The organism is Streptomyces sp. NPDC041191, from assembly GCF_055591945.1.
Genome location: NZ_JBVIZC010000009.1, coordinates 172,236 through 194,287 on the forward strand (window position 1 = coordinate 172,236; position 22,052 = coordinate 194,287).

Below are 22,052 nucleotides of genomic sequence, written 5' to 3' on the forward strand. Positions count from 1 at the left end.
CGCGCACGCCAGGTCCGGAGCGCGCCGGACGCGCGGCGGGGGCCGCCGGGTCGTCGTGACCCGGCGGCCCCCGCCCGGGGAACCGCTCAGCTCTCCTGCTCGCGCTCCACCTGGTCGTTCCACTCGCGCTTGATCGCGCGCCACGCCTCGTCCGTCTTGCCCAGCCGCCAGTAGCCCGAGATCGACAGGCGCTCGCGCGCCACGCCCCGGTCGAGCCGCAGGTGGCGGCGGAGCTCCTTCACGAAGCCCGCCTCTCCGTGGACGAAGGCGTGCACGTCGCCCGCCGGGAAGTCCAGGGCCCGGACCGCGTCGACCAGCGCCTCGCCCACCGGGCGGTCGCCCCGGTGCAGCCAGGTGACCCCGACGCCGGGCCCGGCCGTCAGCTTCTGCTCCTCCGCCGCGTCCGCGACCTCCAGGAAGACGTGCGCCCGCGCCCCGGAGGGGAGCCGTTCGAGGGACGCCGCGACGGCCGGCAGCGCGCTCTCGTCCCCCACGAACAGGTGCCAGTCGGCCGCGGCGTCCGGCGCGTAGCCGCCGCCGGGGCCCAGGAACCGCACCGTCTCGCCCACCCGGGCGCGCGCCGCCCAGGGGCCGGCCAGGCCCTCGTCGCCGTGGACCACGAAGTCGACGGTCAGCTCGCGCCGGTCCGGGTCCCAGGCCCGTACCGTGTACGTCCGCGTCGTCGGCCACTGCTCCCGGGGGTACTCCTTCCGGATCCGCTCGATGTCGAACGGCTCCGGGTAGGCGACCCCCTCCGGGGCGAAGAGCAGCTTCACGTAGTGGTCGGTGTACTCGCGGGCGTCGAACCCGTCGAGCCCCGGGCCGCCGAGGACGATCCGCACCATGTGCGGGGTGATCCGTTCCGTGTGCACCACGCGCGCTTCGGTGGCCCTCGGTGCCTTGCGGGCCGGCTGCTCTGCCACGACGGACTCTCCTGACTCTGCGTACTTAGGTATGCCTAAGCTAGCACTTCGCCGTGCGGACGGCCGGGCGCGGACCGTCCGGCCCGTTCCTCCAGGACCGGCAGCAGCCGCCCGACGGCCCCGGCCAGGCCCCACCGCTTCACCAGCGCGTCCAGGGCCGCCGGGTCGCGCGGCGCCGGAGGCAGAGCCGGGTCGAACTCCGGCAGGGGCACGTCGGTGGCGACCCGCACCACCTTCGGCGCCACGTCCAGGTACGCCGCCGCCTCCAGGATTCCGCGCCGCTTGGCGGGCGTCAGCCCCGACGCCGGGTCCTCCGCCGCCGCCCGCACCCCCGCCAGGTCCCCGTACTCCGTGACGAGCTGGGCCGCCGTCTTCTCCCCGATGCCCTTCACGCCGGGCAGGCCGTCGCTGGCGTCCCCGCGCAGTGCCGCGAAGTCCGCGTACCGGTCGGGGCGCACCCCGTACTTCGCGCGGATCAGCTCCCCGTCCACCAGGTCGCAGTCGCCCACGCCCTTGCGCGGGTACAGCACCCGCACCTGCCGCGCGTCGTCCACCAGCTGGAACAGGTCCCGGTCGCCCGTGACGACGTCCACCGGGCCCCGGGCCCGCACCGCCAGCGTCCCGATCACGTCGTCCGCCTCGTAACCGGCCGCCCCGACCCGTGCGACGCCGAGGGCCGCGAGGACCTCCTCGATCACCGGCACCTGCGGGGACAGCGTGTCCGGGACCTCCTCCCGGTCCGGTCCCGTCTCCGTCTCCGCGGCCACCCGGTGCGCCTTGTACGACGGGATCAGGTCCACCCGCCACCGCGGTCGCCAGTCCTCGTCCCAGCAGGCCACCAGGTCGTCCGGACGGTGGTCCCGGACGAGCCGGCCGATGAAGTCGAGGAGTCCGCGCACGGCGTTCACCGGAGTGCCGTCGGGGGCCCGGACGGAGTCCGGCACGCCGAAGTACGCGCGGAAGTAGAGGCTGGCGGTGTCGAGGAGCATCAAACGTCGCGTCACCCGGCCGAGTCTAGGGCGCGGCCGGGCGGCGGAGGGGCCGCGCCGGGCTCCGGTCCGGACCGGTCGGGCGGCTTCGGCGCCCGGCCCGGGGCCGCCCGGAGGCGGGGCCCGGCGGGGCCCGGCGCGGTCCCCGGGCGGCCCCGCCGGGCCCCGGCGGGCGGGGACGGCCCGGCCGGGACCCCGGACACCGCCCGTGACCTGGGTCACCTTCGCGTTTGCGTCGCCGGGTCCCGGGCATGGGCGTGCCCGGAGCGGACCCGGTACGGATTTCAACCAAAGGAACACCGTGCGTGACGGGACGCGGGCCGATCCCGCCCGCTCCACGGTCCGGCCTCGCGGGGGTGGCGGGACCGTTCTTCATCCCTACCCGTGAGGTGTATGTGTCCAGGCTCCAGGCCGACCACCTGTACAAGGTGTTCGGCAGACGACCCGACGAAGCCGTCCGGAGGCTCGCCAGCGGCGCCGACCGAGAGGAGCTGCGCGCCGAAGGGACGACGGCGGCCGTCATCGACGCCGGATTCGTCGTCGAACCCGGCCAGATCTTCGTCGTGATGGGCCTGTCCGGCTCCGGGAAGTCGACCCTCCTGCGCATGCTCAACGGCCTGCTCGAACCCACCGCGGGCCGGGTCCTCTTCGACGGCGACGACCTCACCGCGCTCTCCCCCCGCGAACTGCGCGCCGTCCGCTCCCGCCGGATCAGCATGGTCTTCCAGCACTTCGCGCTCTTCCCGCACCGCAACGTCCTGGAGAACGCCGCCTACGGCCTGGAGGTGCAGGGCGTGGCCCGCGCCGAGCGCGAGACCCGCGCCACCGAGGCCCTCGAACTGTGCGGCCTCGCCGGCTGGGAGAAGTCCTGGCCCGACGAACTCTCCGGCGGCATGCAGCAGCGCGTCGGCCTCGCCCGCGCGCTCGCCACCGACGCCGACCTGCTCCTCATGGACGAGTCCTTCAGCGCCCTCGACCCGCTGATCCGCCGCGACATGCAGGACCAGCTCCTCGTCCTCCAGCAGCGGCTGAAGAAGACCATCGTCTTCATCACCCACGACCTCAACGAGGCCATGCGCCTCGGCGACCGGATCGCGGTCATGCGCGACGGCGGGATCGTCCAGCTCGGTACCGCCGAGGACATCCTGGTCCGGCCGGCCGACGACTACGTCGCCTCCTTCATCCAGGACGTCGACCGCTCCCGGGTGCTCACCGCCTCCTCCGTCATGACGCGGGGCACTGCGGCCGACTGCCCCGACGGCTGCGCCTGCCGGACCGTGGGACCCGACACGCTCGTGGCCGACCTGTGCGCCGTCGCCGCCCTCGCCCCGCACCCCGTGACCGTGGAGGACGCCGACGGCAGGGTCCTCGGAGTCGTACCCCCGGAGCGCCTGCTCGGCGTCATGGGCGGACTCGGCGCGGACGCCGGCGCGGCGGACGGAACCGGCGGGAAGGGCATCCCGAACGCGCGGAAGCCCCGGAACGCCCAAGGGGTGACCGCCGGTGCCTAGGCTTCCCCTCGGCCGGTGGGTCGACACCTCCGTCGACTGGCTCCAGGCCCGGCTCTCCTGGCTCTTCGACGCCGTCAGTGCCGGTGTCACCGGTCTCTACGACGGCATCGACGCCGTCCTGTCCGCACCCCAGCCGCTGCTGTTCGCGGGCATCCTCGCCGTGGTCGCCTGGTGGCTGCGCGGTTTCGCCGCCGGCGTCCTCGCCTTCGCGGGCTTCGCGCTGGTCGACTCCGTCGAGCTGTGGGACGAGGCCATGGCGACGCTCTCCCTCGTCCTCGTCGCCACCCTGGTCACCCTGGTGATCGCCGTGCCGCTCGGCATCTGGGCGGCCCGTTCGAAGAGCGCCGGCGCCGTCATGCGGCCGGTCCTGGACTTCATGCAGACCATGCCGGCCATGGTCTACCTGATCCCCGGCATCATCTTCTTCGGCGTCGGCGTGGTCCCCGGCATCATCGCCACCATCGTCTTCGCGCTGCCCCCGGGCGTCCGGATGACCGAACTCGGCATCCGCCAGGTCGACGGCGAACTCGTCGAGGCCGCCGAGGCGTTCGGTACCACCCCGCGCGACACCCTGCTGCGCGTGCAGTTCCCGCTCGCCCTCCCGACGATCATGGCCGGCGTCAACCAGGTCATCATGCTCGGACTCTCCATGGTCGTCATCGCCGGCATGGTCGGCGGCGGCGGGCTCGGCGGCGCCGTCTACCGCGCCATCGGCAACGTCGACATCGGCCTCGGCTTCGAGGCCGGCGTCTCCATCGTCGTCCTCGCCATGTACCTCGACCGGATGACCGGCGCGCTCGGCCGCCAGGTCTCCCCACTGGGCCGCCGTGCCGCCGCCAAGGCGCGCGCCGCGAGCGCCGGGCGGACCGGAGCCAAGCTCTGGGCCCACCGGCCGCAGCCCGTCACCGCCCTCGTCGGCGTGGTCGTCCTCGCCCTCGTCGCCGGAGGCACCGGCCTCCTCGGCGGGTCCGGCACCTCCTCCGCCGGGAGCAACGGCAAGAAGGTCAGCATCGGCTACATCCCCTGGGACGAGGGCATCGCCTCCACCTACCTGTGGAAGGAACTCCTGGAACGGCGCGGCTACGAGGTCGAGACCAAGCAGCTGGAGGCCGGCGCCCTCTACACCGGCCTGGCCGGAGGGCAGCTCGACTTCCAGACCGACGCCTGGCTCCCCGTCACCCACGCCCAGTACTGGGAGAAGTACAGGAACGAGCTGGAGGACCTCGGCTCCTGGTACGGCCCCACCTCCCTGGAACTCTCCGTCCCCTCGTACGTGAAGGGCGTCGACTCCCTCGCCGACCTCAAGGGCAGGGCCGGGCAGTTCAAGGGCCGCATCGTCGGCATCGAGCCCAGCGCCGGGATGATGGGCATCCTCAAGGACAAGGTCCTGAAGGAGTACGGCCTGGAGGGCGAGTACCGGGTCGTCGACGGCTCCACCCCCGGCATGCTCGCCGAGCTCAAGCGCGCGTACGAGCGCAAGGAGCCCGTCGCCGTGACGCTCTGGTCGCCGCACTGGGCCTACTCCGCCCACGACCTGAAGAAGCTGAAGGACCCCAAGGGGGCCTGGGGCAAGGGTGACGGCGTCCACACCCTCGCCCGTAAGGGTTTCACCGGGGAGAACCCCGAGGTCGGCGGCTGGCTGAAGGGCTTCGAGCTGTCCGAGAAGCAGCTCACGGACCTCGAGGCCGTCATTCAGGAGACCGGCAAGGGCAAGGAGCAGCAGGCCGTCCGCGTCTGGCTCGACCGGAACCCCGGCCTCGCGGAGAAGCTCACCCCGCGGTAGGGCGGGGGCCGGAAGAGCCGTCCGCCCGGCGGGGCCGGAACGGCTCCCGTCCGAAAAGGGGAGGTCGCCGAGCGTGTCCGGCGGCCTCCCCTTTTTCGGTACGACGCGAAACCCCGCGCGAAAGCTGCGTAAGGTTCAGGTAACCGACCGGTACGAGGATCGCGACGGGCACGAGGCGCGAGGGAGGGAGCCGACATGGACGAGAAGGAATCGCCCCGCGTGGGCGCGGCCGTCAAGAGGCGCCGCCGGGCGCTCCAGCTCACCCTGGCCGTCGTGGCCTCCCGCAGCGGGCTCTCCGTGCCCTTCCTCAGCCAGGTCGAGAACGACCGGGCCCGCCCCAGCCGCCGCTCCCTCGAACTCGTCGCCGAGGCCCTGGAGACCACGGCCGGGGACCTCCTCGCCGCGGCCGAGGCGTCCCGCGCCGTCGACGTCGTCCGGTCCGGCGAGCGCTCCCCGGACCTGCCCGCGGGCGTCCGGTCGCTCGTCCGGGGCCGTCACCAGCTGCACGCCCTGGAGTTCACCGGCGAACAGGACGCGGGGCGCGAGTTCCAGCACCGCAACGACGAACTGCTCTACGTCGCGGACGGCGCCGCCGAGGTCGAGGCCGAGGGCCGCGCCCACCGCCTCTACCGGGGGGACAGCCTCTACCTCTCCGGCGGGGTGCGGCACCGCTGGCGCGCCACCGAGCCCGGCACCCGGCTCCTGGTCGTGGCCGTCGCGGAACACGTGGAGGCCGAGGAGGAGTGAGGGGCGGGGCCTCCGGACCCTCCCCGGGACCGCCGCCCCCTCGTGGAGGACCGCCCGGTCACCCGGTACGGACCGCCGCCGGCCGGGCCCCGGAAGGCGTCGCCCCCGGTTCCACCAGCAGCGTTCCGCCGACGAGCCCGCGCAGGGTGTGCCACCCCGCGCCCAGCCAGGCCGCCACGAGGAGCGCGTACAGGCCGACCGCGAGCCACCGGAAGACGGAGAGGCCGGTGTGGGCGGCCAGCCCCTCGGCGCCGGTCACACAGGTCCCGACCGGGAAGGTGAACGCCCAGAACGCCATCGTGAAGCCCATGCCCCGGCGCCGCGCCCGCAGCACCATCGCCCCGGCGAGCGCCAGCCACAGCAGGGCGAAGCCCATGACGGGCACCCCGTAGAGCACGGCGAAGGCGGCGAAGCCGCGCGCGTACGGGCCGGGCAGCACGCCCGGGGCCGCGTCGGCGAACTTGGCCGCGGCGGTCGTGGACTGGCCGAGCGGGCCCAGGACCAGGAAGAGCGTGGGCGTGAGCGCCAGGGGCGGGGGACCGCCGGTGACGAGCCGTCCGAAGACCAGGGGCAGGACGACCAGGGTGGCGAGCAGGCTGACGCCGAACAGCGCGTGGCAGGCGAGCAGGAGCGTCTGCCGCGGCTGGCCGGCGGGCAGGTGGGGCACGAGCAGCGGGCCGAGCGCGGCGGACACCATGGGGGCGACGACCGGCAGCAGCCACACCGGGGACGCGCCCTCGATCCGGTGGTGCACCACCATGAGGTACGGGACGGCCACGGCCACCACCAGGCCGGCCGCCGTGCCGGCGGTGAACAGCACGGCGTCGAGCGCGACGGCGGCCGGGAGCCCCGTCCAGTCCCGGCCCACCACCATCGCCCCGCCGCCGACCGCGAGCAGCGCCATCGGGAGGCAGCCGTGGAACGGCGCCACCGCCGGGTCCAGGAGGTGGGCGCGGGCCCGGTCGCGGTGGCGGAGCCAGTGCAGCGCGCGGGCCGGGAGCAGGACGAGCAGCATCGCGAGCGACAGGGCCCAGACGGCCGCGCAGACGGTACGGAGCCCGGGGACGCCGACCGGCAGGGCGGCGCCCGCCGTGGCGACGATCGCCGTGCCCATCACGGAGGCGTACCAGTTCGGCCCGAGGTGGCGGACGGAACGGGCCCGGGGGGACGGCCGCGCGCCAGGGATGGTGGCGCGGGGGAGCGGGCCGGGGCCCGGGAGGGGTGGTGCGACGCTTGCCATGGCTCCACCGTCGTCCCCTTCCTCCGTCCTGACCAGGGATCATGCGGCTATGAGGTCATAAGCTGGGCTGATGAGCAGGGAGACGCAGGGTGGTGGGAACCGTGACGGCGAAACGCGGGAAGGCGGAATCCCCGGGGCCGGTGCCGCCGTCGGGGCGGCGTGGGACGGCGGTGCCGCGGCCGGTGGTCCCGTGACCGGCGGTGCCGCGGCCGGTGATGTCGTGACCGGCGGTGCCGGCCGTGGCGACGGGGTCCGGCCCGCCCTCTCCCACCGCGTCCCCGACCTGGGCGCGCTCGAACTGCTGCTCGCCGTGGCCCGGCACGGGAGCCTCGGCGCCGCCGCCCGGGAGGTCGGGATCACCCAGCCCGCCGCGAGCAGCCGCGTCCGCTCCATGGAACGGCAGCTCGGGGTGGCGCTGGTCGACCGCTCCCCGCGCGGCTCCCGGCTCACCGACGCGGGCGCGCTCGTCACGGACTGGGCGCGGCGGATCGTCGAGGCGGCGGAGGCGTTCGACGCGGGAGCGCAGGCCCTGCGCGGGCGGCGCGACTCGCGGCTGCGGGTGGCCGCGTCCATGACGATCGCCGAGTACCTGCTGCCGGGCTGGCTGATCGCCCTGCGCGCCGCACGCCCGGACACCGCCGTGTCGCTCCAGGCGGGCAACTCGGCGGCCGTCGCGGAACGCCTCTCCACGGGCGAGGCGGACGTGGGCTTCGTGGAGGGCCTGGCCGTGCCGGACGGCCTGGACGGGGTGGTCGTCGCGCACGACCGGCTGGCGGTCGTCGTCGCCCCCTCGCACCCGTGGACCCGCCGGCGCGCCCCGCTGGACCCGGCGGAGCTGGCCGCGACCCCGCTGATCCTGCGGGAGCGGGGCTCCGGCACCCGCCAGGTCCTGGACGCGGCGCTCTCCGCCCACGGCGGCCTCGCGCGGCCCCTCCTCGAACTCGCCTCGACGACCGCCGTGAAGGCCGCCGTCGTCAGCGGCGCCGGACCGGCCGTCCTCAGCGAACTCGCGATCACCGAGGAGCTGGCCTCCCGCCGTCTGGTCGCCGTCCCCGTCGAGGGGGTGCTGCTGCGCCGGGACCTCCGCGCGGTCTGGCCCGCGGGCCACCGTCCCGCGGGTCCGGCCCGCGACCTGCTCTCCCTGACCCGCGCCCGCCCCGCGGGCTGACGCGGGCGGGGTCCGGCGGCCTACGGCTCAGACGTGGGCCGCGCGGTGGGTGATCCGGCCGTCCAGGACCGTCAGCAGGACCGGCAGGTCCGGCAGGTCGGTCGCGGACGTGGTGAGCGGGTCCTCCGCGAAGACGGCGAGGTCGGCACGGTGCCCGAGGGCGATCCGGCCCGCCTCGCGCTCCTCGCCCGCCGCGTACGCCGGGGCCGTCGTCAGGCCCCGCAGCGCCTCCAGCGGCGTCAGCGCCTGCTCCGGGCCGTGCGGGGCCCGGGTGAGGTCGCGGCTCGGGCGCCGGTGCCGGGCCCCCGCCATCACGCCGAGCGGCGGGAACGGCGCGATCGGCCAGTCCGAACCGAGGACCACGGTCGCCCCGGAGTCCACCAGGTCCCGGCAGCGCCAGGCGCGGGAGGCACGCTCCTCGCCGAGGCGGCGCGACCAGTTGTCGGTGTGGTCGGCGCGGGTGAAGTCGCAGCAGTGGGTGGGCTGCATGGAGGCGACGACGCCCAGCTCCGCGAAGCGGCCCAGCGTGTCGTCCGGGACGGTCTCGATGTGCTCGACCCGGTGCCGTACCTCGGCGCCGCCCGTGGCGCGCGCTTTCTCGACGGCGTCCAGGACGTGCCGGACGGCCGCGTCGCCGATGGCGTGGGTCGCGGTGGCCACGCCCGCCCGGTGCAGATCCCCGACGATCCGGGTGTACGCCTCGGGGTCCGGCCAGAAGGCGTGCGTGGACTCGCCGTGGCAGTCGGGACGCTCCAGCCAGGCGGTGCCGTTGTCGATGGTCCCGTCCATGAAGAGCTTCACGCCGGCCACCCGCCACAGCGCCCCGCCGGTGCCCTGCCGCTCGATCAGCTCGCGTACGCCGTCGGCGTCCGTGCCGGGCTGGCACCAGGGCGCCACCCGGAGGCGCAGCGCCAGTTCGCCGGCCGCGTCCAGCTCCTCGTACAGGGCGAGGCTGTCGCCGTTGGCGTCCATGGCGTGGCCGCCGGTCAGACCCGTGGCGGCCATGGCGCGCAGCGCGTCCGCGAGGCGCCGCCGGCTCTCCTCGCGCGTCGGCCGGGGGGCGACCCGCTCGACCAGCTCGCAGGCGGCGTCCTCCTGGAGGAGGCCGGTCGGGCGTCCGTCGGCGTCGCAGACGACCTCGGCGGACGCCTGGTCGAAGGTGCGCGGGCCGTCGACCCCGGCGAGTTCGAGGGCCCGGCGGCTGGCCAGGGCGGAGTGGGCGTCGAAGAGCAGCAGGAAGGCGGGCACCCCGTCGAGGACGGAGTCGAAGGGCGCGATGCCCACGGGGTGGCCGCCGAAGACGTTCGGGTCGAGGCCCCAGCCGAACAGCCACGCCCCGCGCTCCAGGGTCCGCACCTCGCGGGCGAGGGCCTCGCGCACGTCGTCGAGGTCGGAGCAGTACGACAGGTCGAGGCCGTGGGTCAGCTCGGCGCCGGTGACCGGGTGCACGTGGCCGTCGACGAGGCCGGGGGTGACGACGGCCCCCCCGAGGTCCACGACGGTGGTGGCCGGCCCGGCGAGGGCGCGGATCTCGCGGTCGTCGCCCAGGGCCGCGATCCGGCCCTCGTCGGAGACGGCGAGCGCGGTCTCCGGCAGGAACGTCCCCGTGCCGGGGTCGAGGAGGCGGGCGGAGAGCAGGACGAGACGGGTGCGCACGGGTGACTCCAGGAAAGGGGTGCGGGAGGGGGCGGGCGGGAGGGTGGAAGGTACCGGCCGGGGGCCCGGCGGGCGGGACGGCGCGGGCCGGCCCCGGAGGGCGGCGGCGCGGGTCAGGAGGGTTCGGTGAGCGGCGGGGCGTCGGTCAGCGCGCCGTGGGGCAGGCCGAGTTCGCGTTCCGCCGTGGTGACGGCCATGCGGGACACGGTATCCGGGCGGTTGCCGCGGTCGGTGTTGGCGTGGGCGCCGAGGCCGTCGAGGACCACCAGGATCCGGATGGCCGTCGTGCGCGGGTCGTCCGTCCGGAACTCGCCCCGCTCGACGCCCTCGCGGACGAGTCCTTCGAGGCGGTCGTCGGAGGCGAGTTCCTGCTCGGCGACCCGGTCGCGCAGAAGGGGCCGGTAGCGGCTGAGGTGCCGGGCGTTGATCCACAGGCGGCTGATGTCGTCGTACGCCTCTCCGGCGGAGAGGGCGAAGTAGCGCGCGAGGTACTGCGTGGGGGTCCCGTGCGGCCGCTCGGCGGGCAGCAGCGCGTCCAGCTCACCGGCGGAGGCCACGCCGAACGCCTCGGCCACCAGCTCCTCCGCGGAGGGGAAGTAGTGGCTGATCAGGCCCGGTCGCACGGCCAGCTCGTCGGCGATCCGCCGCAGGGTGACGCACTCGAGCCCCTCGGTCAGGGCGACCCGGGCCGCGGTCTCCACGATCTCCGCCCTCCGGGCCTCCGGAGTTTTCCGGACGCGCTTGCGCTGGACGTTCGACGACATGACCGGGATGTTATTGAGTGCTCGATCAATAAGCAACAGGGGAGGATGACGGGCTCTCGGCGGACCCGCCCCTTCCCGCGCCCCGCAGGGGCCTCTCCGTCTCCCTCCACTCCGGGACCCGCACCGCCCGCGCGGCCGCCCGGCCCCCTCGGGCGCGTTCCGCCGCCTCGACGAGCCCCCGCATCACCCGCGGGTCCTCGCCCATCTCCGGGTGCCACTGCACGCCGAGGGCCCAGGCCGGGGCGGCCAGCTCCACCGCCTCCACCGTGCCGTCCTCCGCGTGGGCCGAGGCCGCGAGCCCAGCGCCCAGCCGGTCCACGGCCTGGTGGTGGTAGGTCGGCACCTCGGCCGGTTCGGGCACCAGGGAGGCGCAGAGCGAACCCGGCACCGGTGTGACCGCGTGCCGGCCGACCACCCCGACCGCCTCCACGTGACCGTCCAGGTGCTGGACCAGCGTCCCGCCGAGCGCCACGTTCAGGAGCTGCATCCCCCGGCAGATGCCGAGGAGCGGGGTGCCGGAGGCGAGGGCGGCGTCGATCAGGGCCAGCTCCCAGGAGTCCCGCTCCCCGGCCGGCGGTCCGGTACGGGGGTCGCGCCCCGCCCCGTACCGCGCGGGATCGACGTCCGCGCCGCCCGCGACGACCAGGCCGTCGATCCGGGCCACGACCGCCGCGGCGGCGGCCGGCCCGTCCGGCGGCAGCATCACCGCAAGCCCCCCGCTCTCCCGGACCAGCCGGGAGTACGGGGCGGGGAGCAGGGCGGCCTCCATGTCCCACACCCCCCAGCGGGCCCGGTCCAGATAGGTGGTCACGCCGATGAGCGGTGCGGACACGGAAACTCCTCCGGGAAGGTCGGGACGTCAGTCGCGTTCGAGCTCGGCCTCGGCCGCGGCGAGCGCCGCGAACTCCTCCTCCGGCGCCCTGGCCACCAGGCGGTGCCGACTGTAGAACGCGAAGTGGGCGAGGGCGATCACATACACCCCGAGCGCCGTGAACGCCGCCGCCCGGTCCACCAGGAAGGTCGCGACCAGGGCCGAGAGGGCCAGGACGAAGGCCACCGACGAGGTCACGGTCCCGCCGGGCGTGCGGTACGGGCGGTGCAGTTCCGGCTCGCGACGGCGCAGCACGAGGTGGGAGAGCGCCATCAGGGCGTACGAGATGGTGGCGCCGAAGACCGCGACGTTCAGCATCCGGGCTCCGTCGCCCGTCCCGACGGCGAGGGCGAAGCCGATCGCGCCCGGGACGAGCAGGCCCAGGTAGGGCGCCTTGCGACGGCTGGTCAGGGAGAGGAAGCGGGGCAGGTAACCCGCCCGCGAGAGGGCGAAGAGCTGGCGCGAACCGGCGTAGATGAGGGAGAAGAAGGAGGCGACCAGACCGGCGAGGCCCGCGTAGTTCACGAACCGGCTGAGCGCCGTCGGCCCCCCGTCGCCCTGGAGCGCCACGACCAGCGGGTTCCCGGCCTCCTGGACGGCCGCCGCGCCGCGCGCGCCGGTGGCGGCCAGGAAGGTCATGACGGCGAGCAGCACCAGGACGCCCAGGGAGACCGCCAGCGCCCTCGGCATCGACCTGACCGGGTCCTTCGCCTCCTCGGCGGCCAGCGGCACCCCCTCGACCCCCAGGAAGAACCACATGCCGAAGGGGAACGCCGCCCAGATCCCGAGCAGGCCGAACGGCAGCCAGGAGCTGGACCCGAAGGCGTCGCCGTCCACCGGGATGTCGTTCAGGCCGTCCACGCGGAACTCGGTGAACGCGCCGACCGCGAAGACGATCAGGGCGGCGACCGCGACCGCCGTCACGACCAGGCTGAAGCGCAGCGCCTCGCCCACGCCCCACAGGTGGATGCCGATGAAGAGGGCGAAGCAGACCAGCTGGACCGGCCAGCCGGACTCCAGGCCGAAGAGACCCAGGGACTCGACGTAGTCGCCGATGAAGAGGGAGATCGCGGCGGGGGCGAGGACGTACTCGATGAGGATCGCGGTGCCGGTGAGGAAGCCGCCCCAGGTGCCGAGCGCGCGGCGGGCGAAGCCGTAGCCGCCGCCCGCCGTGGGGAGGATGGCGGAGAGTTCGGCGAGCGCGAAGACCAGACAGGCGTACATCGTGCCCATCAGGACGGTGGCGACGGCGAGACCGCCGAAGCCGCCCTTCGACAGGCCGATGTTCCAGCCGGAGTAGTCGCCGGAGACCACGTAGGCCACGCCGAGCCCGGTGAGCAGCAGCCAGCCGGCGCTGCCGCGGCGCAGCGCGCGGCGCCGCAGGTAGTCGTCCTCCGGCGGGACGCCGCCTCCGGAGGCGCCCCCGGGCGTGCTTCCCGACGTGTCTCCGGACGTGTCTTCGAGCGTCATGGCAGCGTCAGCTCCCCGCAACGGGCCCAATGGAACGAGGCCATACCTTTGCGTCGGCCGCCGGGGGAGCGCAACCCCCGTGCGCCACTTTCGGGCCATGGGACACGGGCGCGTGCGGCACGGGCTCGCGGGGCACGGGCGCGTGCGGCACGGGCTTGCGGGGCACGAGTTCGCGCGGCACGGGCTCGCGGGTCACCGGCCGTGATCCGTGCGGCCGTCCCCCCCGGCCGGGCCGCCACGTGCGCCGACCCCGCCGGAGCGGCGCGGGCGCTCCCCCCCCCGCCGGGGCGGTGAGGGCGCCCGCCTCACGTCAGGAAGCCCCGCAGCAGCGCCGCCGTCCCCCCGCAGTGCTCCCGCATCACTTCGCGCGCCGCGTCCGCGTCCCCGTCCAGGACCGCCTCCACGAGCGCGGTGTGCTGGTGCTGGGAGTGCTCCAGGTTCCGTACGAGCAGCGGGATGCAGTCCAGCAGGTCGTTCACCGTCGCCCGGACGCCCGCGTACTGGGCCGTCAGCGTCGGCGAACCGGAGAGCTCGGCGAGCGTGAGGTGCAGCAGGCTGTCCCGGCGCCGGTAGTCGTCGAGCGGAGCGTCGTGGGTCGCCGCGAGGGCGGAGCGCAACCGCCCGGCGCCCGCCGCGTCCAGGCCGTGGGCCGCGCACAGTCCGGCGGCCCCCACCTCGAGCACCTCGCGGAAGCGCAGGGTGTCCTCCACGTCGACCGAGGCGATCCGGCGGCGCAGCTCGTCCTCGCCGGCCCTCCGGGGCCGGGGCAGGACGAACGTCCCGCCGTAGCGGCCGCGCCTGCTCTCCACGAGCCCCTGCTCCTGGAGCACCTTGAGGACCTCGCGCAGGGTCACCCGGCTGATCCCCATCCGGTCGGCCAGCTCCCGTTCGGCGGGCAACCGCTCCCCGTCCGGCACCAGGCCGAGCCGTATCACCTGGAGGATCTGCTCCAGGGCCTCCTCGAACCCGTTGCCCGCCCGCACCGGCCGCAGCACGGGCGTCAGCCGGTCCGCCGATCCACTCGTACCGGCCACGTCCCCGTTCCCCTTCTCCGACACTTCCCGAACACCCCGACGCTTCCCAAGCAAAGGTCTTCCGCAATACCTTATGACTTCCGGCAGGCCGAAGGAGGATCAGTCCCGTGGCAGACCGCACACCCCCGCTCGGCGTCGAGGAGCTGCGCGCCCTCGTCGCGAACGGCGAGATCGACACCGTCGTCCTGGCCTTCCCCGACATGCAGGGACGGCTCCAGGGCAAGCGGTTCGCCGCGCGGTTCTTCCTGGACGACGTCCTCGGCCACGGCACCGAGGGCTGCGACTACCTCCTGGCCGTCGACACCGAGATGAACACCGTCGACGGCTACGCGATGTCCTCCTGGGACCGCGGCTACGGCGACTTCGCGATGCACCCCGACCTCGCCACCCTCCGCCGCGTCCCCTGGAACGAGGCCACCGCCCTGGTGACCGCCGACCTCGCCTGGGGCGACGGCACCCCCGTCGCCGCGGCACCCCGCCAGATCCTCCGCCGCCAGCTCGAACGCCTGGCGGAACACGGCCTCACCGCCCACGTGGGCACCGAGCTGGAGTTCATCCTCTTCCAGGACGGCTACGAGCAGGCGTGGAACGCCGGCTACCGCGGCCTCACCCCCGCCAACCAGTACAACATCGACTACTCCGTCCTCGGCACCGGCCGCGTCGAACCGCTCCTGCGCCGCATCCGCAACGAGATGACCGCCGCCGGACTCACCGTCGAGTCCGCCAAGGGCGAGTGCAACCCCGGCCAGCACGAGATCGTCTTCAAGTACGACGAAGCCCTGGTCACCTGCGACCAGCACGCGGTCTACAAGACGGGCGCCAAGGAGATCGCGGCCCAGGAGGGCCGCTCGCTCACCTTCATGGCGAAGTACAACGAGCGCGAGGGCAACTCCTGCCACATCCACCTCTCCCTCCAGAACGAGGACGGGGAGAACGTGATGGCCGGGGACGACGAGCACGGCATGTCGGAGACGATGCGCCACTTCCTCGCCGGACAGCTCGCCGCCCTCCGCGAGTTCTCCCTCCTCTACGCGCCCAACATCAACTCCTACAAACGCTTCCAGCCCGGCTCCTTCGCGCCCACCGCCGTCGCCTGGGGCCGGGACAACCGGACCTGCGCCCTCCGGGTCGTCGGCCACGGACGCTCCACCCGCTTCGAGAACCGCCTCCCCGGCGGCGACGTCAACCCCTACCTCGCCGTCGCCGGCCTGGTCGCCGCCGGCCTCCACGGCATCGAACAGCGCCTCGAACTCCCCCCGCCCTGCACCGGGAACGCCTACACCGCCGGGTACGCGCGCGTCCCCACCACCCTGCGCGAGGCCGCCGGGCTCTGGGAGACGAGCCCGGTCGCCGAGGCCGCCTTCGGCCCCGAGGTCGTCGCCCACTACCGCACCATGGCCCGCGTCGAACTCGACGCCTTCGACGCCGCGGTGACCGACTGGGAGCTGCGCCGCTCCTTCGAACGCCACTGACCGGACGCCGCAGCGCCGAACCCCCGCTCCGGACGTCACCGAAAGGAACGAGTTGCTCCAGGTACTGAACCCGGCGACCGGGGAGCCGGTCGCCGACGTCCCCGCGGCCACCCCCGCCGACGTCGACGCCGCCGTGGTCCGCGCCACCGCCGCCCAGCGCGACTGGGCCGCCGCCGCGCCCGCCGACCGCGCCCGGCTGCTCCGCCGCTTCGCCTCCGTCGTGGACGGACACGTCGAGGAACTGGCCCGCCTGGAGGTCACCGAGGCGGGCCACACCATCGGCAACGCCCGCTGGGAGGCCGGCAACGTCCGCGACCTGCTCGACTTCGCCGCCGGGGGAGTGGAGCGGCTGAACGGACGCCAGATCCCGGTGGCCGGCGGCCTCGACGTCACGATCCTCGAACCGCTCGGGGTCGTCGGCGTCATCGCGCCCTGGAACTTCCCCCTGCCGATCGCCGCCTGGGCCACCGCCCCCGCCCTCGCCGCGGGCAACGCCGTGCTCCTCAAGCCGGCCGAGGCCACCCCGCTCACCGCGCTCCGCCTCGCGGAACTCGCCCTCGAAGCGGGCCTGCCCGAAGGACTCCTCCAGGTCCTCCCGGGAACCGGCCCGGTCGCCGGGAACGCGCTCGTCGAGCACCCCGGCATCGCCAAGATCGTCTTCACCGGCTCCACCCGGACCGGAAAGTCGATCATGGCGAAGTGTGCCGGCCAGGTGAAGCGGATCACCCTCGAACTCGGCGGCAAGAGCCCCAACATCGTCTTCGCGGACGCCGACGTCGAAGCGGCGGCCGCCGCCGCCCCGATGTCCTTCCTCGACAACAGCGGCCAGGACTGCTGCGCCCGCACCCGCATCCTCGTCCAGCGGAGCGCGTACGACCGCTTCCTGGAACTGCTCGCCCCCGCGATCGAGGAGGTCGTCGTCGGGGACCCCTCCGACGAGCGCACGCAGATGGGGCCGCTCATCTCCCGGGCCCAGCTCGACCGCGTCCGCTCCTACGTCCCCGACGACCTTCCCGGCATCCGGGGCAAGGCCCCCGGGGGCCCCGGCTTCTGGTTCCCGCCGACCGTCCTCACCGGCCTGCCCGAGGACGCCCCCTGCGCCGTCGAGGAGGTCTTCGGGCCCGTCGCCGTCGTCCTCCCCTTCGAGGACGAGGCCGACGCGGTCCGCCTCGCCAACGCCACCGAGTACGGCCTGTCCGGCTCGATCTGGACCCGGGACGTCGGACGCGCCCTGCGCGTCTCCCGTGCCGTCCGCGCCGGGAACCTCTCCGTCAACTCCCACTCCAGCGTCCGCTACTGGACCCCGTTCGGGGGCTACCGGCAGTCCGGCCTCGGCCGCGAACTCGGCCCCGACGCCCTGACCGCCTTCACCGAGACCAAGAACGTCTTCATCAGCACGGAGGACCGCACCGCATGACCACCGAGGGAACCGAAGAGATCGTCTGCCGCCGTCTGGTCGGCCGCACCGCCGTCATCACCGGCGCCGGCAGCGGCATCGGCCTCGCCACCGCCCGCCGCCTCGCCTCCGAGGGCGCCAACGTCGTCTGCGGCGACATCGACGAGACCGCCGGCAAGGCCGCCGCGGAGGAGGTCGGCGGCACCTTCGTACGGGTCGACGTCACCGACCCCGAGCAGGTCGAGGCGCTGTTCCGGGCCGCCTTCGACACCTACGGCTCCGTCGACGTCGCCTTCAACAACGCCGGCATCTCGCCCCCCGACGACGACTCCATCCTGGAGACCGGCCTGGAGGCGTGGAAGCGCGTCCAGGACGTCAACCTCACCTCCGTCTACCTCTGCTGCAAGGCCGCCCTGCCCTACATGCGCCGCCAGGGGAGGGGCTCCATCATCAACACCGCCTCCTTCGTCGCCGTCATGGGCGCCGCCACCAGCCAGATCTCCTACACCGCCTCCAAGGGCGGCGTGCTCGCCATGTCCCGCGAACTGGGCGTCCAGTTCGCCCGCGAGGGCATCCGCGTCAACGCCCTGTGCCCGGGCCCCGTCAACACACCGCTCCTCCGGGAGCTGTTCGCCAAGGACCCCGAACGGGCCGCCCGCCGCCTCGTCCACATCCCCCTCGGCCGCTTCGCCGAGGCCGAGGAGATCGCCGCCGCCGTCGCCTTCCTCGCGAGCGACGACTCCTCCTTCGTCAACGCCAGCGACTTCCTCGTGGACGGCGGCATCTCCGGCGCGTACGTCACCCCCCTCTGAGCCCCGCCCCTCCCCGGCGGGCCGGGCGTCGCGGCGCGCCCGGCCCGCCGGCGCCCCTTTCGGCACACGCCCGGCCCGGTTTCGGCACACGCCCCGCCCGGTTTCGGCACACGCCCCGCCTAGAGGAAGGTGCGGCCCTCGCCCCGGTACGTCGGCACGGTCGAGGTGACCCGGTCGCCCTCGACCAGGCGCAGGCTCTCGAAGCGCTCGCACAGCTCGCCGGCCTTCGCGTGCCGGAACCACACCTTGTCGCCGATCCGCAGATCGTCGGCCGGCGGGCCGAGCAGCGGGGTCTGCACCTCGCCGGGTCCCTCCCTCGGGTCGTACCGCAGCCCCTCCGGCAGGTACGGCACGGGCAGCCGGTCGGGGCCCGCCACCCCGGAGGCCGGGTACCCGCCCCCGAGCACCGTCACCACGCCCACGCCCGGACGGCGCACCACGGGCTGTGCGAAGAGCGCGGCGGGCCGGCCGCTGAAGGACGTGTAGTCGTCGAAGAGGCGCGGCACGAAGAGCCCCGAACCGGCGGCGATCTCCGTCACCGCGTCCTCGGCGGCGGTGTGCTGCACGCTTCCGGTGCCGCCGCCGTTCACGAACTCCAGGTCCGGCGCCACCGCCCGTACGGCCCGCACCACGGCCGCCCTGCGCTCCGCCAGCTCCCTGCGGGCGGCGGACTGCATCAGCCGGACCGCCCGCGACCGCAGCGGCCGGCCCGTCACCGCGTCCCCGACCCCCGCCACGTGCCCCTCGTACGCCATGATCCCGACCAGCCGGAACCCCGGACGCCGCACCACCGAGCGGGCCAGCTCCGCCAGCTCCCCGGGCTCCCGCAGCGGGGAACGGCGGGCGCCGACCCGTATCCGGCCGCCGAGGAGGCTCAGCGCCGTGTCCATCTCCAGACAGACCCGGACCTCCTCCGTCCCGCCCGCGCGGGAGGCGTCGATCAGGTCCAGCTGCGCCACGTCGTCCACCATCACGGTCACGGCCGCGGCGAGTTTCGGGTCCCGCGCCAGCTCCCCGAACCCGGTGCGGTCCGCCGAGGGGTACGCGAGCAGGACGTCCTCGAAACCGGCGCGCGCCAGCCACAGCGACTCGTCGAGCGTGAACGACATGATCCCGGCGAAGCCCTCCCGCGCGAGGACCCGCTCCAGGAGCGCCCGGCACCGCACGGACTTGCTCGCCACGCGGACGGGCTTCCCTCCGGCCCGGCGCACGAGGTCCGCCGCGTTGGCGTCGAAGGCCTCCAGGTCGACGATCGCCACGGGCGCGTCGAGGTGGGCGGTGGCCCGGTCGTAGCGGGCCCGATCGGTGGCACGGGGAGTCATGGCCCGAGCTTGCCAGACGGGTTTACGGGTGGGTAGCCCCTGAGTTCCCGTGCGGTGGGGAACAGCCCGTAGAGTGACGGGCATTGTCGACACGAGCGGGAGACGGGGATGACCAGCGAGCACCGCCCCACGCCCTCCCGCGTCAGCGAACTCCTCCTTCCCGTCCCCCCGCCGTCGGCCGGCACCGACGCTTCCCCGGCGGCCGTCACCGACGCTTCCCCGTCGGCCGGTGGCACCGCGGCGTCCGGCTCCGCCCGCCCGGCGTCCGGCGACACCGGGCCGTCCGGCACCGGGACGACCGACACCGGGGCGACCGCCCGCCCGCTTCCGGCCCGGCCTCCGGAGCCCCCGCCTCCGCCCGCCCGGCGTCCGGCTGTGCCCTCTCCGGGTCCGGTGCGTCCGGCGGCACCTGCGCCGGTGCCGCAGCATCCGGCGGCGCCCGCACCGGTACCGGCCCGTCCGGCGCAGCCCCCGTCGGTACCGGCCCGTCCGGCCGCGCCTTCCCCGGGCCCGGTGCGCCCGGCCGCGTCTTCCCCGGGTCCGGTGCGTCCGGCCGCGTCTTCCCCGGGTCCGGTGCGTCCGGCCGTGCCTTCCCCGGGCCCGGTGCGCCCGGCCGCGCCTCCCCCGGGTCCGGTACGCCCGGCCGCGCCTTCCCCGGGCCCGGTGCGCCCGGCCGCGCCTCCCCCGGGTCCGGTACGCCCGGCCGCGCCTTCCCCGGGCCCGGTCGCTCCGCCGGCCGCGCCGGCACGGCCGGTTCCGCCGCCCCCGGCGAACGCCCCCGTCACCCCCGCCCCCGCCGTACCGCCGTACGGCCACCCCGGCCACCCCCGCCCTGCCGGTTACGGCCCCCCCGCCGCGTCGTACGGGGTGCCCCTCGGGGCCACCGCGCGGCTGGGCCCCGTCCGGGGGCGGAGCGCCGGGCGGGCCGTCGCCGTCGCCGTCTGCGCGGTGCTCGGGTCCGGCCTCATCGGCGGCGCCCTCGCCGGGGTGTGGCTGGCGGCCGACGAGTCCGGGAAGCCCGTCGCGCCCGCCGGGTACGCCGAGGCCCGGGAGCTCTGGCACAACGCCCCCGTCGACGCCCTCTTCCCCCGCACCCTCGCCGGTCCCGGCGCCGGTCCCGGCTCCGCCGCCCGCACCTGGACCCGGATCGTGGTCGCCCCCGACGCCCCCTGTTCGCCCGCCGTCCTCGCCCGGGGCCTGCTCGCCACCGTCGAGCCGCTCGGCTGCGAGCGCGTCCTGCGCGCCACGTACACCGACGCCACCGCCAGCAGCGTGATCACCGTCGGCCTCGTCTTCACCCGCGCCGACGCCACCGCGCAGCGCGCCCTCGGCCAGGGCCTCCCCGCCCGCCTCGGCCAGGACGTCCCCCCGGCCCTGTCCGGCCCCTCCACCGTCGCCGCCCGCTTCGGCGACCGGCAGCGCGCGAGCTGGTGGGTGAGCGCCCCCGCGGACCTCCCCGTCGTCGTCACCGCCGTCTCCGGCTTCGCCGACGGCCGGACCGTCGACGCCCCCCAGCCCGCCGACCGGGCGACGGCCGGGGGCCGCACCGACGCCGTCGCCCAGTCCGGCCTCGGGCACGAGGCCAAGGGCATCACCGAGAGCCTGACGCGCCTGCTGCGCACGACCGCCGCCGAGGCGGCGAAGGAGAAGAAGGCCCGGTGAACCGTCCCGCCCGCCGACGGGCGCGCGGCGCCGCCGCCGTCCTGCTCGCCGCCGCCTTCTCCGTGCTGCCCGCCACCACCGCCCCCGCGCACGCCGACACCATCCGGGCCCGGCAGTGGGGCCTCGACACCCTCCGCACGGCCGAGGCGTGGCGCACCACCAGGGGCGGGGGCGTCACCGTCGCCGTCCTCGACACCGGCGTGGACGCCGACCACCCCGACCTCGCGGGGTCCGTCCTGCCCGGTCACGACCTCATCGGCTTCGGCGCCTCCCGGGGCGACCGCGCCTGGGCCCGGCACGGCACCGCCATGGCCGGGATCATCGCCGGGCACGGCCACGGACCCGGGGACCGGGACGGCGTCCTCGGCGTCGCCCCCGAGGCCGGGATCCTTCCCGTACGGGTCATCCTGGAGTCCTCCGACAAGGAGCGGGACAAGGCCCGCAAGAGCAGGGGCACCGCCCTCGCGGAAGGCATCCGCTGGGCCGCCGACCACGGCGCCGACGTCATCAACCTCTCCCTCGGCGACGACTCCGAGTCCGCCCACCCCGACGCGGGCGAGGACGCCGCCGTCCAGTACGCCCTGGCCAAGGGGGTCGCCGTCGTCGCCTCCGCGGGGAACGGCGGCGAGAAGGGCGACCACATCTCGTACCCCGCCGCCTACCCCGGCGTCATCGCCGTCACGGCCGTCGACCGCTGGGGCGCCCGCGCCCCCTTCTCCACCCGCCGCTGGTACGCCACCGTCAGCGCCCCCGGCGTGGACATCGTCATCGCCGACCCCGACCGCCGCTACTACGAGGGCTGGGGCACCAGCGCCGCCGCCGCGTTCGTCTCCGGGGCCGTCGCCCTCGTCCGGGCGGCCCACCCCGGCCTCACCCCGGCCCAGGTCAAACGCCTGCTCGCCGACACCGCCCGCGACAGGCCGAAGGACGGCCGCAGCGACGACAAGGGGTACGGGACGGTCGACCCGGCCGCGGCGATCGAGGCGGGCGCCCGACTGAAGGGCGGCGACCCGAAGAACACCACCACCGGGTACCGGGGCCGCCACTTCGGGCCCGGTCCCGTGGCCCCCGCCGAGGAGGCCCGCCCCTTCGGGCTGCTCGCCCCCCTCCTCGGCGGCCTCGGCGCGCTGCTGCTCCTCACCGCCGTGGCGCTCCGGCGCGCCCACCGCCCCGGCTGACGCCCGCCCCGACGGAACCGCCCCACCGCGCCGGCCGGAACCCGGCGGACCGCG

General features: G+C 75.3%; 17 protein-coding genes and 1 pseudogene. 9 read left to right on the forward strand and 9 right to left on the reverse strand.

Annotation, left to right across the window (positions count from 1 at the left end; translation table 11 throughout):
* Nucleotides 1–86 precede the first annotated feature (86 nt).
* Nucleotides 87–923 (reverse strand): siderophore-interacting protein, encoded by an 837-nt coding sequence (locus ACZ6AQ_RS19365; RefSeq protein WP_468760854.1) that lies wholly within the window; start codon nucleotides 921–923, stop codon nucleotides 87–89.
* 35 nt (nucleotides 924–958) lie between these two features.
* Complete coding sequence (locus ACZ6AQ_RS19370) at nucleotides 959–1,912, reverse strand: 5'-3' exonuclease (protein ID WP_468761010.1); 954 nt, start codon at nucleotides 1,910–1,912, stop codon at nucleotides 959–961.
* Between the two features lie 395 nt (nucleotides 1,913–2,307).
* Between ACZ6AQ_RS19370 and ACZ6AQ_RS19375 the strand changes: the two genes are divergently transcribed.
* The 3 genes from ACZ6AQ_RS19375 (at nucleotide 2,308) to ACZ6AQ_RS19385 (ending at nucleotide 5,953) form a co-directional block, all read left to right on the forward strand.
* Nucleotides 2,308–3,423: a quaternary amine ABC transporter ATP-binding protein gene (locus ACZ6AQ_RS19375; RefSeq protein ID WP_468760855.1), complete on the forward strand. Its 1,116-nt coding sequence runs from the start codon at nucleotides 2,308–2,310 to the stop codon at nucleotides 3,421–3,423.
* Complete coding sequence (locus tag ACZ6AQ_RS19380) at nucleotides 3,416–5,206, forward strand: ABC transporter permease/substrate binding protein (protein WP_468760856.1); 1,791 nt, start codon at nucleotides 3,416–3,418, stop codon at nucleotides 5,204–5,206. The genes ACZ6AQ_RS19375 and ACZ6AQ_RS19380 overlap by 8 nt, the downstream gene beginning before the upstream one ends.
* A gap of 195 nt (nucleotides 5,207–5,401) precedes the next feature.
* The gene (locus ACZ6AQ_RS19385) at nucleotides 5,402–5,953 is read left to right on the forward strand and encodes a helix-turn-helix domain-containing protein (RefSeq protein ID WP_388693674.1); all 552 of its coding nucleotides are present in this window, start codon (nucleotides 5,402–5,404) and stop codon (nucleotides 5,951–5,953) included.
* Nucleotides 5,954–6,011: 58 nt separating this feature from the next.
* Here the strand turns inward: ACZ6AQ_RS19385 and ACZ6AQ_RS19390 are convergent, their stop codons facing one another.
* A complete protein-coding gene (locus ACZ6AQ_RS19390; RefSeq protein WP_468760857.1) occupies nucleotides 6,012–7,193 on the reverse strand; it encodes a TDT family transporter in 1,182 nt (393 codons plus the stop codon).
* Nucleotides 7,194–7,383: 190 nt separating this feature from the next.
* Between ACZ6AQ_RS19390 and ACZ6AQ_RS19395 the strand changes: the two genes are divergently transcribed.
* Nucleotides 7,384–8,361 (forward strand): LysR family transcriptional regulator, encoded by a 978-nt coding sequence (locus ACZ6AQ_RS19395; RefSeq protein ID WP_468760858.1) that lies wholly within the window; start codon nucleotides 7,384–7,386, stop codon nucleotides 8,359–8,361.
* A 27-nt stretch (nucleotides 8,362–8,388) separates the two neighbouring features.
* Here ACZ6AQ_RS19395 and ACZ6AQ_RS19400 read toward each other — a convergent pair whose 3' ends face one another.
* The 5 genes and pseudogenes from ACZ6AQ_RS19400 to ACZ6AQ_RS19420 all read right to left on the reverse strand — a co-directional run bounded on the left by ACZ6AQ_RS19400 (nucleotide 8,389) and on the right by ACZ6AQ_RS19420 (nucleotide 14,156).
* Nucleotides 8,389–10,017 (reverse strand): amidohydrolase, encoded by a 1,629-nt coding sequence (locus ACZ6AQ_RS19400; protein ID WP_468760859.1) that lies wholly within the window; start codon nucleotides 10,015–10,017, stop codon nucleotides 8,389–8,391.
* Between the two features lie 113 nt (nucleotides 10,018–10,130).
* Nucleotides 10,131–10,781: a TetR/AcrR family transcriptional regulator gene (locus ACZ6AQ_RS19405; RefSeq protein WP_468760860.1), complete on the reverse strand. Its 651-nt coding sequence runs from the start codon at nucleotides 10,779–10,781 to the stop codon at nucleotides 10,131–10,133.
* 160 nt (nucleotides 10,782–10,941) lie between these two features.
* Nucleotides 10,942–11,613 (reverse strand): annotated as a pseudogene (locus ACZ6AQ_RS19410) (gamma-glutamyl-gamma-aminobutyrate hydrolase family protein); the annotation flags it as partial.
* A gap of 27 nt (nucleotides 11,614–11,640) precedes the next feature.
* Nucleotides 11,641–13,122 carry an ethanolamine permease gene (eat, locus tag ACZ6AQ_RS19415; RefSeq protein ID WP_468760861.1) on the reverse strand — a complete coding sequence of 494 codons (1,482 nt, stop codon included), beginning with the start codon at nucleotides 13,120–13,122 and terminating at the stop codon, nucleotides 11,641–11,643.
* Nucleotides 13,123–13,427: 305 nt separating this feature from the next.
* Nucleotides 13,428–14,156, reverse strand: a complete 729-nt coding sequence (locus ACZ6AQ_RS19420; RefSeq protein ID WP_388693661.1) for a FadR/GntR family transcriptional regulator — start codon at nucleotides 14,154–14,156, stop codon at nucleotides 13,428–13,430.
* A 107-nt stretch (nucleotides 14,157–14,263) separates the two neighbouring features.
* On the opposite strand from ACZ6AQ_RS19420, the gene ACZ6AQ_RS19425 reads away from it, so the two are divergent.
* The 3 genes from ACZ6AQ_RS19425 to ACZ6AQ_RS19435 are packed head-to-tail and all read left to right on the forward strand — an operon-like array spanning nucleotide 14,264 to nucleotide 17,836.
* Nucleotides 14,264–15,628 carry a glutamine synthetase family protein gene (locus ACZ6AQ_RS19425; protein ID WP_468760862.1) on the forward strand — a complete coding sequence of 455 codons (1,365 nt, stop codon included), beginning with the start codon at nucleotides 14,264–14,266 and terminating at the stop codon, nucleotides 15,626–15,628.
* Nucleotides 15,629–15,680: 52 nt separating this feature from the next.
* Entirely contained in the window at nucleotides 15,681–17,045 is a 1,365-nt protein-coding gene (locus tag ACZ6AQ_RS19430; RefSeq protein WP_468760863.1) for an aldehyde dehydrogenase family protein, read from the forward strand.
* The gene (locus ACZ6AQ_RS19435; RefSeq protein WP_468760864.1) at nucleotides 17,042–17,836 is read left to right on the forward strand and encodes a 3-oxoacyl-ACP reductase; all 795 of its coding nucleotides are present in this window, start codon (nucleotides 17,042–17,044) and stop codon (nucleotides 17,834–17,836) included. The genes ACZ6AQ_RS19430 and ACZ6AQ_RS19435 overlap by 4 nt, the downstream gene beginning before the upstream one ends.
* Before the next feature lie 119 nt (nucleotides 17,837–17,955).
* Here ACZ6AQ_RS19435 and ACZ6AQ_RS19440 read toward each other — a convergent pair whose 3' ends face one another.
* Nucleotides 17,956–19,158, reverse strand: coding sequence for an amino acid deaminase/aldolase (locus ACZ6AQ_RS19440; RefSeq protein ID WP_468760865.1), 1,203 nt, complete (start codon nucleotides 19,156–19,158; stop codon nucleotides 17,956–17,958).
* An 867-nt stretch (nucleotides 19,159–20,025) separates the two neighbouring features.
* Between ACZ6AQ_RS19440 and ACZ6AQ_RS19445 the strand changes: the two genes are divergently transcribed.
* Complete coding sequence (locus ACZ6AQ_RS19445) at nucleotides 20,026–20,820, forward strand: hypothetical protein (RefSeq protein ID WP_468760866.1); 795 nt, start codon at nucleotides 20,026–20,028, stop codon at nucleotides 20,818–20,820.
* On the forward strand, nucleotides 20,817–21,998 hold the full coding sequence (mycP, locus tag ACZ6AQ_RS19450) for a type VII secretion-associated serine protease mycosin (RefSeq protein ID WP_468760867.1): 1,182 nt from the start codon (nucleotides 20,817–20,819) through the stop codon (nucleotides 21,996–21,998). Before ACZ6AQ_RS19445 ends, mycP begins: the two co-directional genes overlap by 4 nt.
* Nucleotides 21,999–22,052 lie beyond the last annotated feature (54 nt).

Coding starts and splice junctions, on each gene's coding strand:
- ACZ6AQ_RS19370 (WP_468761010.1), bottom strand. CDS start 1,912: ATGCTCCTCGACACCGCCAGCCTCTACTTCCGCGCGTACTTCGGCGTG.
- ACZ6AQ_RS19385 (WP_388693674.1), top strand. CDS start 5,402: ATGGACGAGAAGGAATCGCCCCGCGTGGGCGCGGCCGTCAAGAGGCGC.
- ACZ6AQ_RS19390 (WP_468760857.1), bottom strand. CDS start 7,193: ATGGCAAGCGTCGCACCACCCCTCCCGGGCCCCGGCCCGCTCCCCCGC.
- ACZ6AQ_RS19405 (WP_468760860.1), bottom strand. CDS start 10,781: ATGTCGTCGAACGTCCAGCGCAAGCGCGTCCGGAAAACTCCGGAGGCC.
- eat (WP_468760861.1), bottom strand. CDS start 13,122: ATGACGCTCGAAGACACGTCCGGAGACACGTCGGGAAGCACGCCCGGG.
- ACZ6AQ_RS19435 (WP_468760864.1), top strand. CDS start 17,042: ATGACCACCGAGGGAACCGAAGAGATCGTCTGCCGCCGTCTGGTCGGC.
- ACZ6AQ_RS19440 (WP_468760865.1), bottom strand. CDS start 19,158: ATGACTCCCCGTGCCACCGATCGGGCCCGCTACGACCGGGCCACCGCC.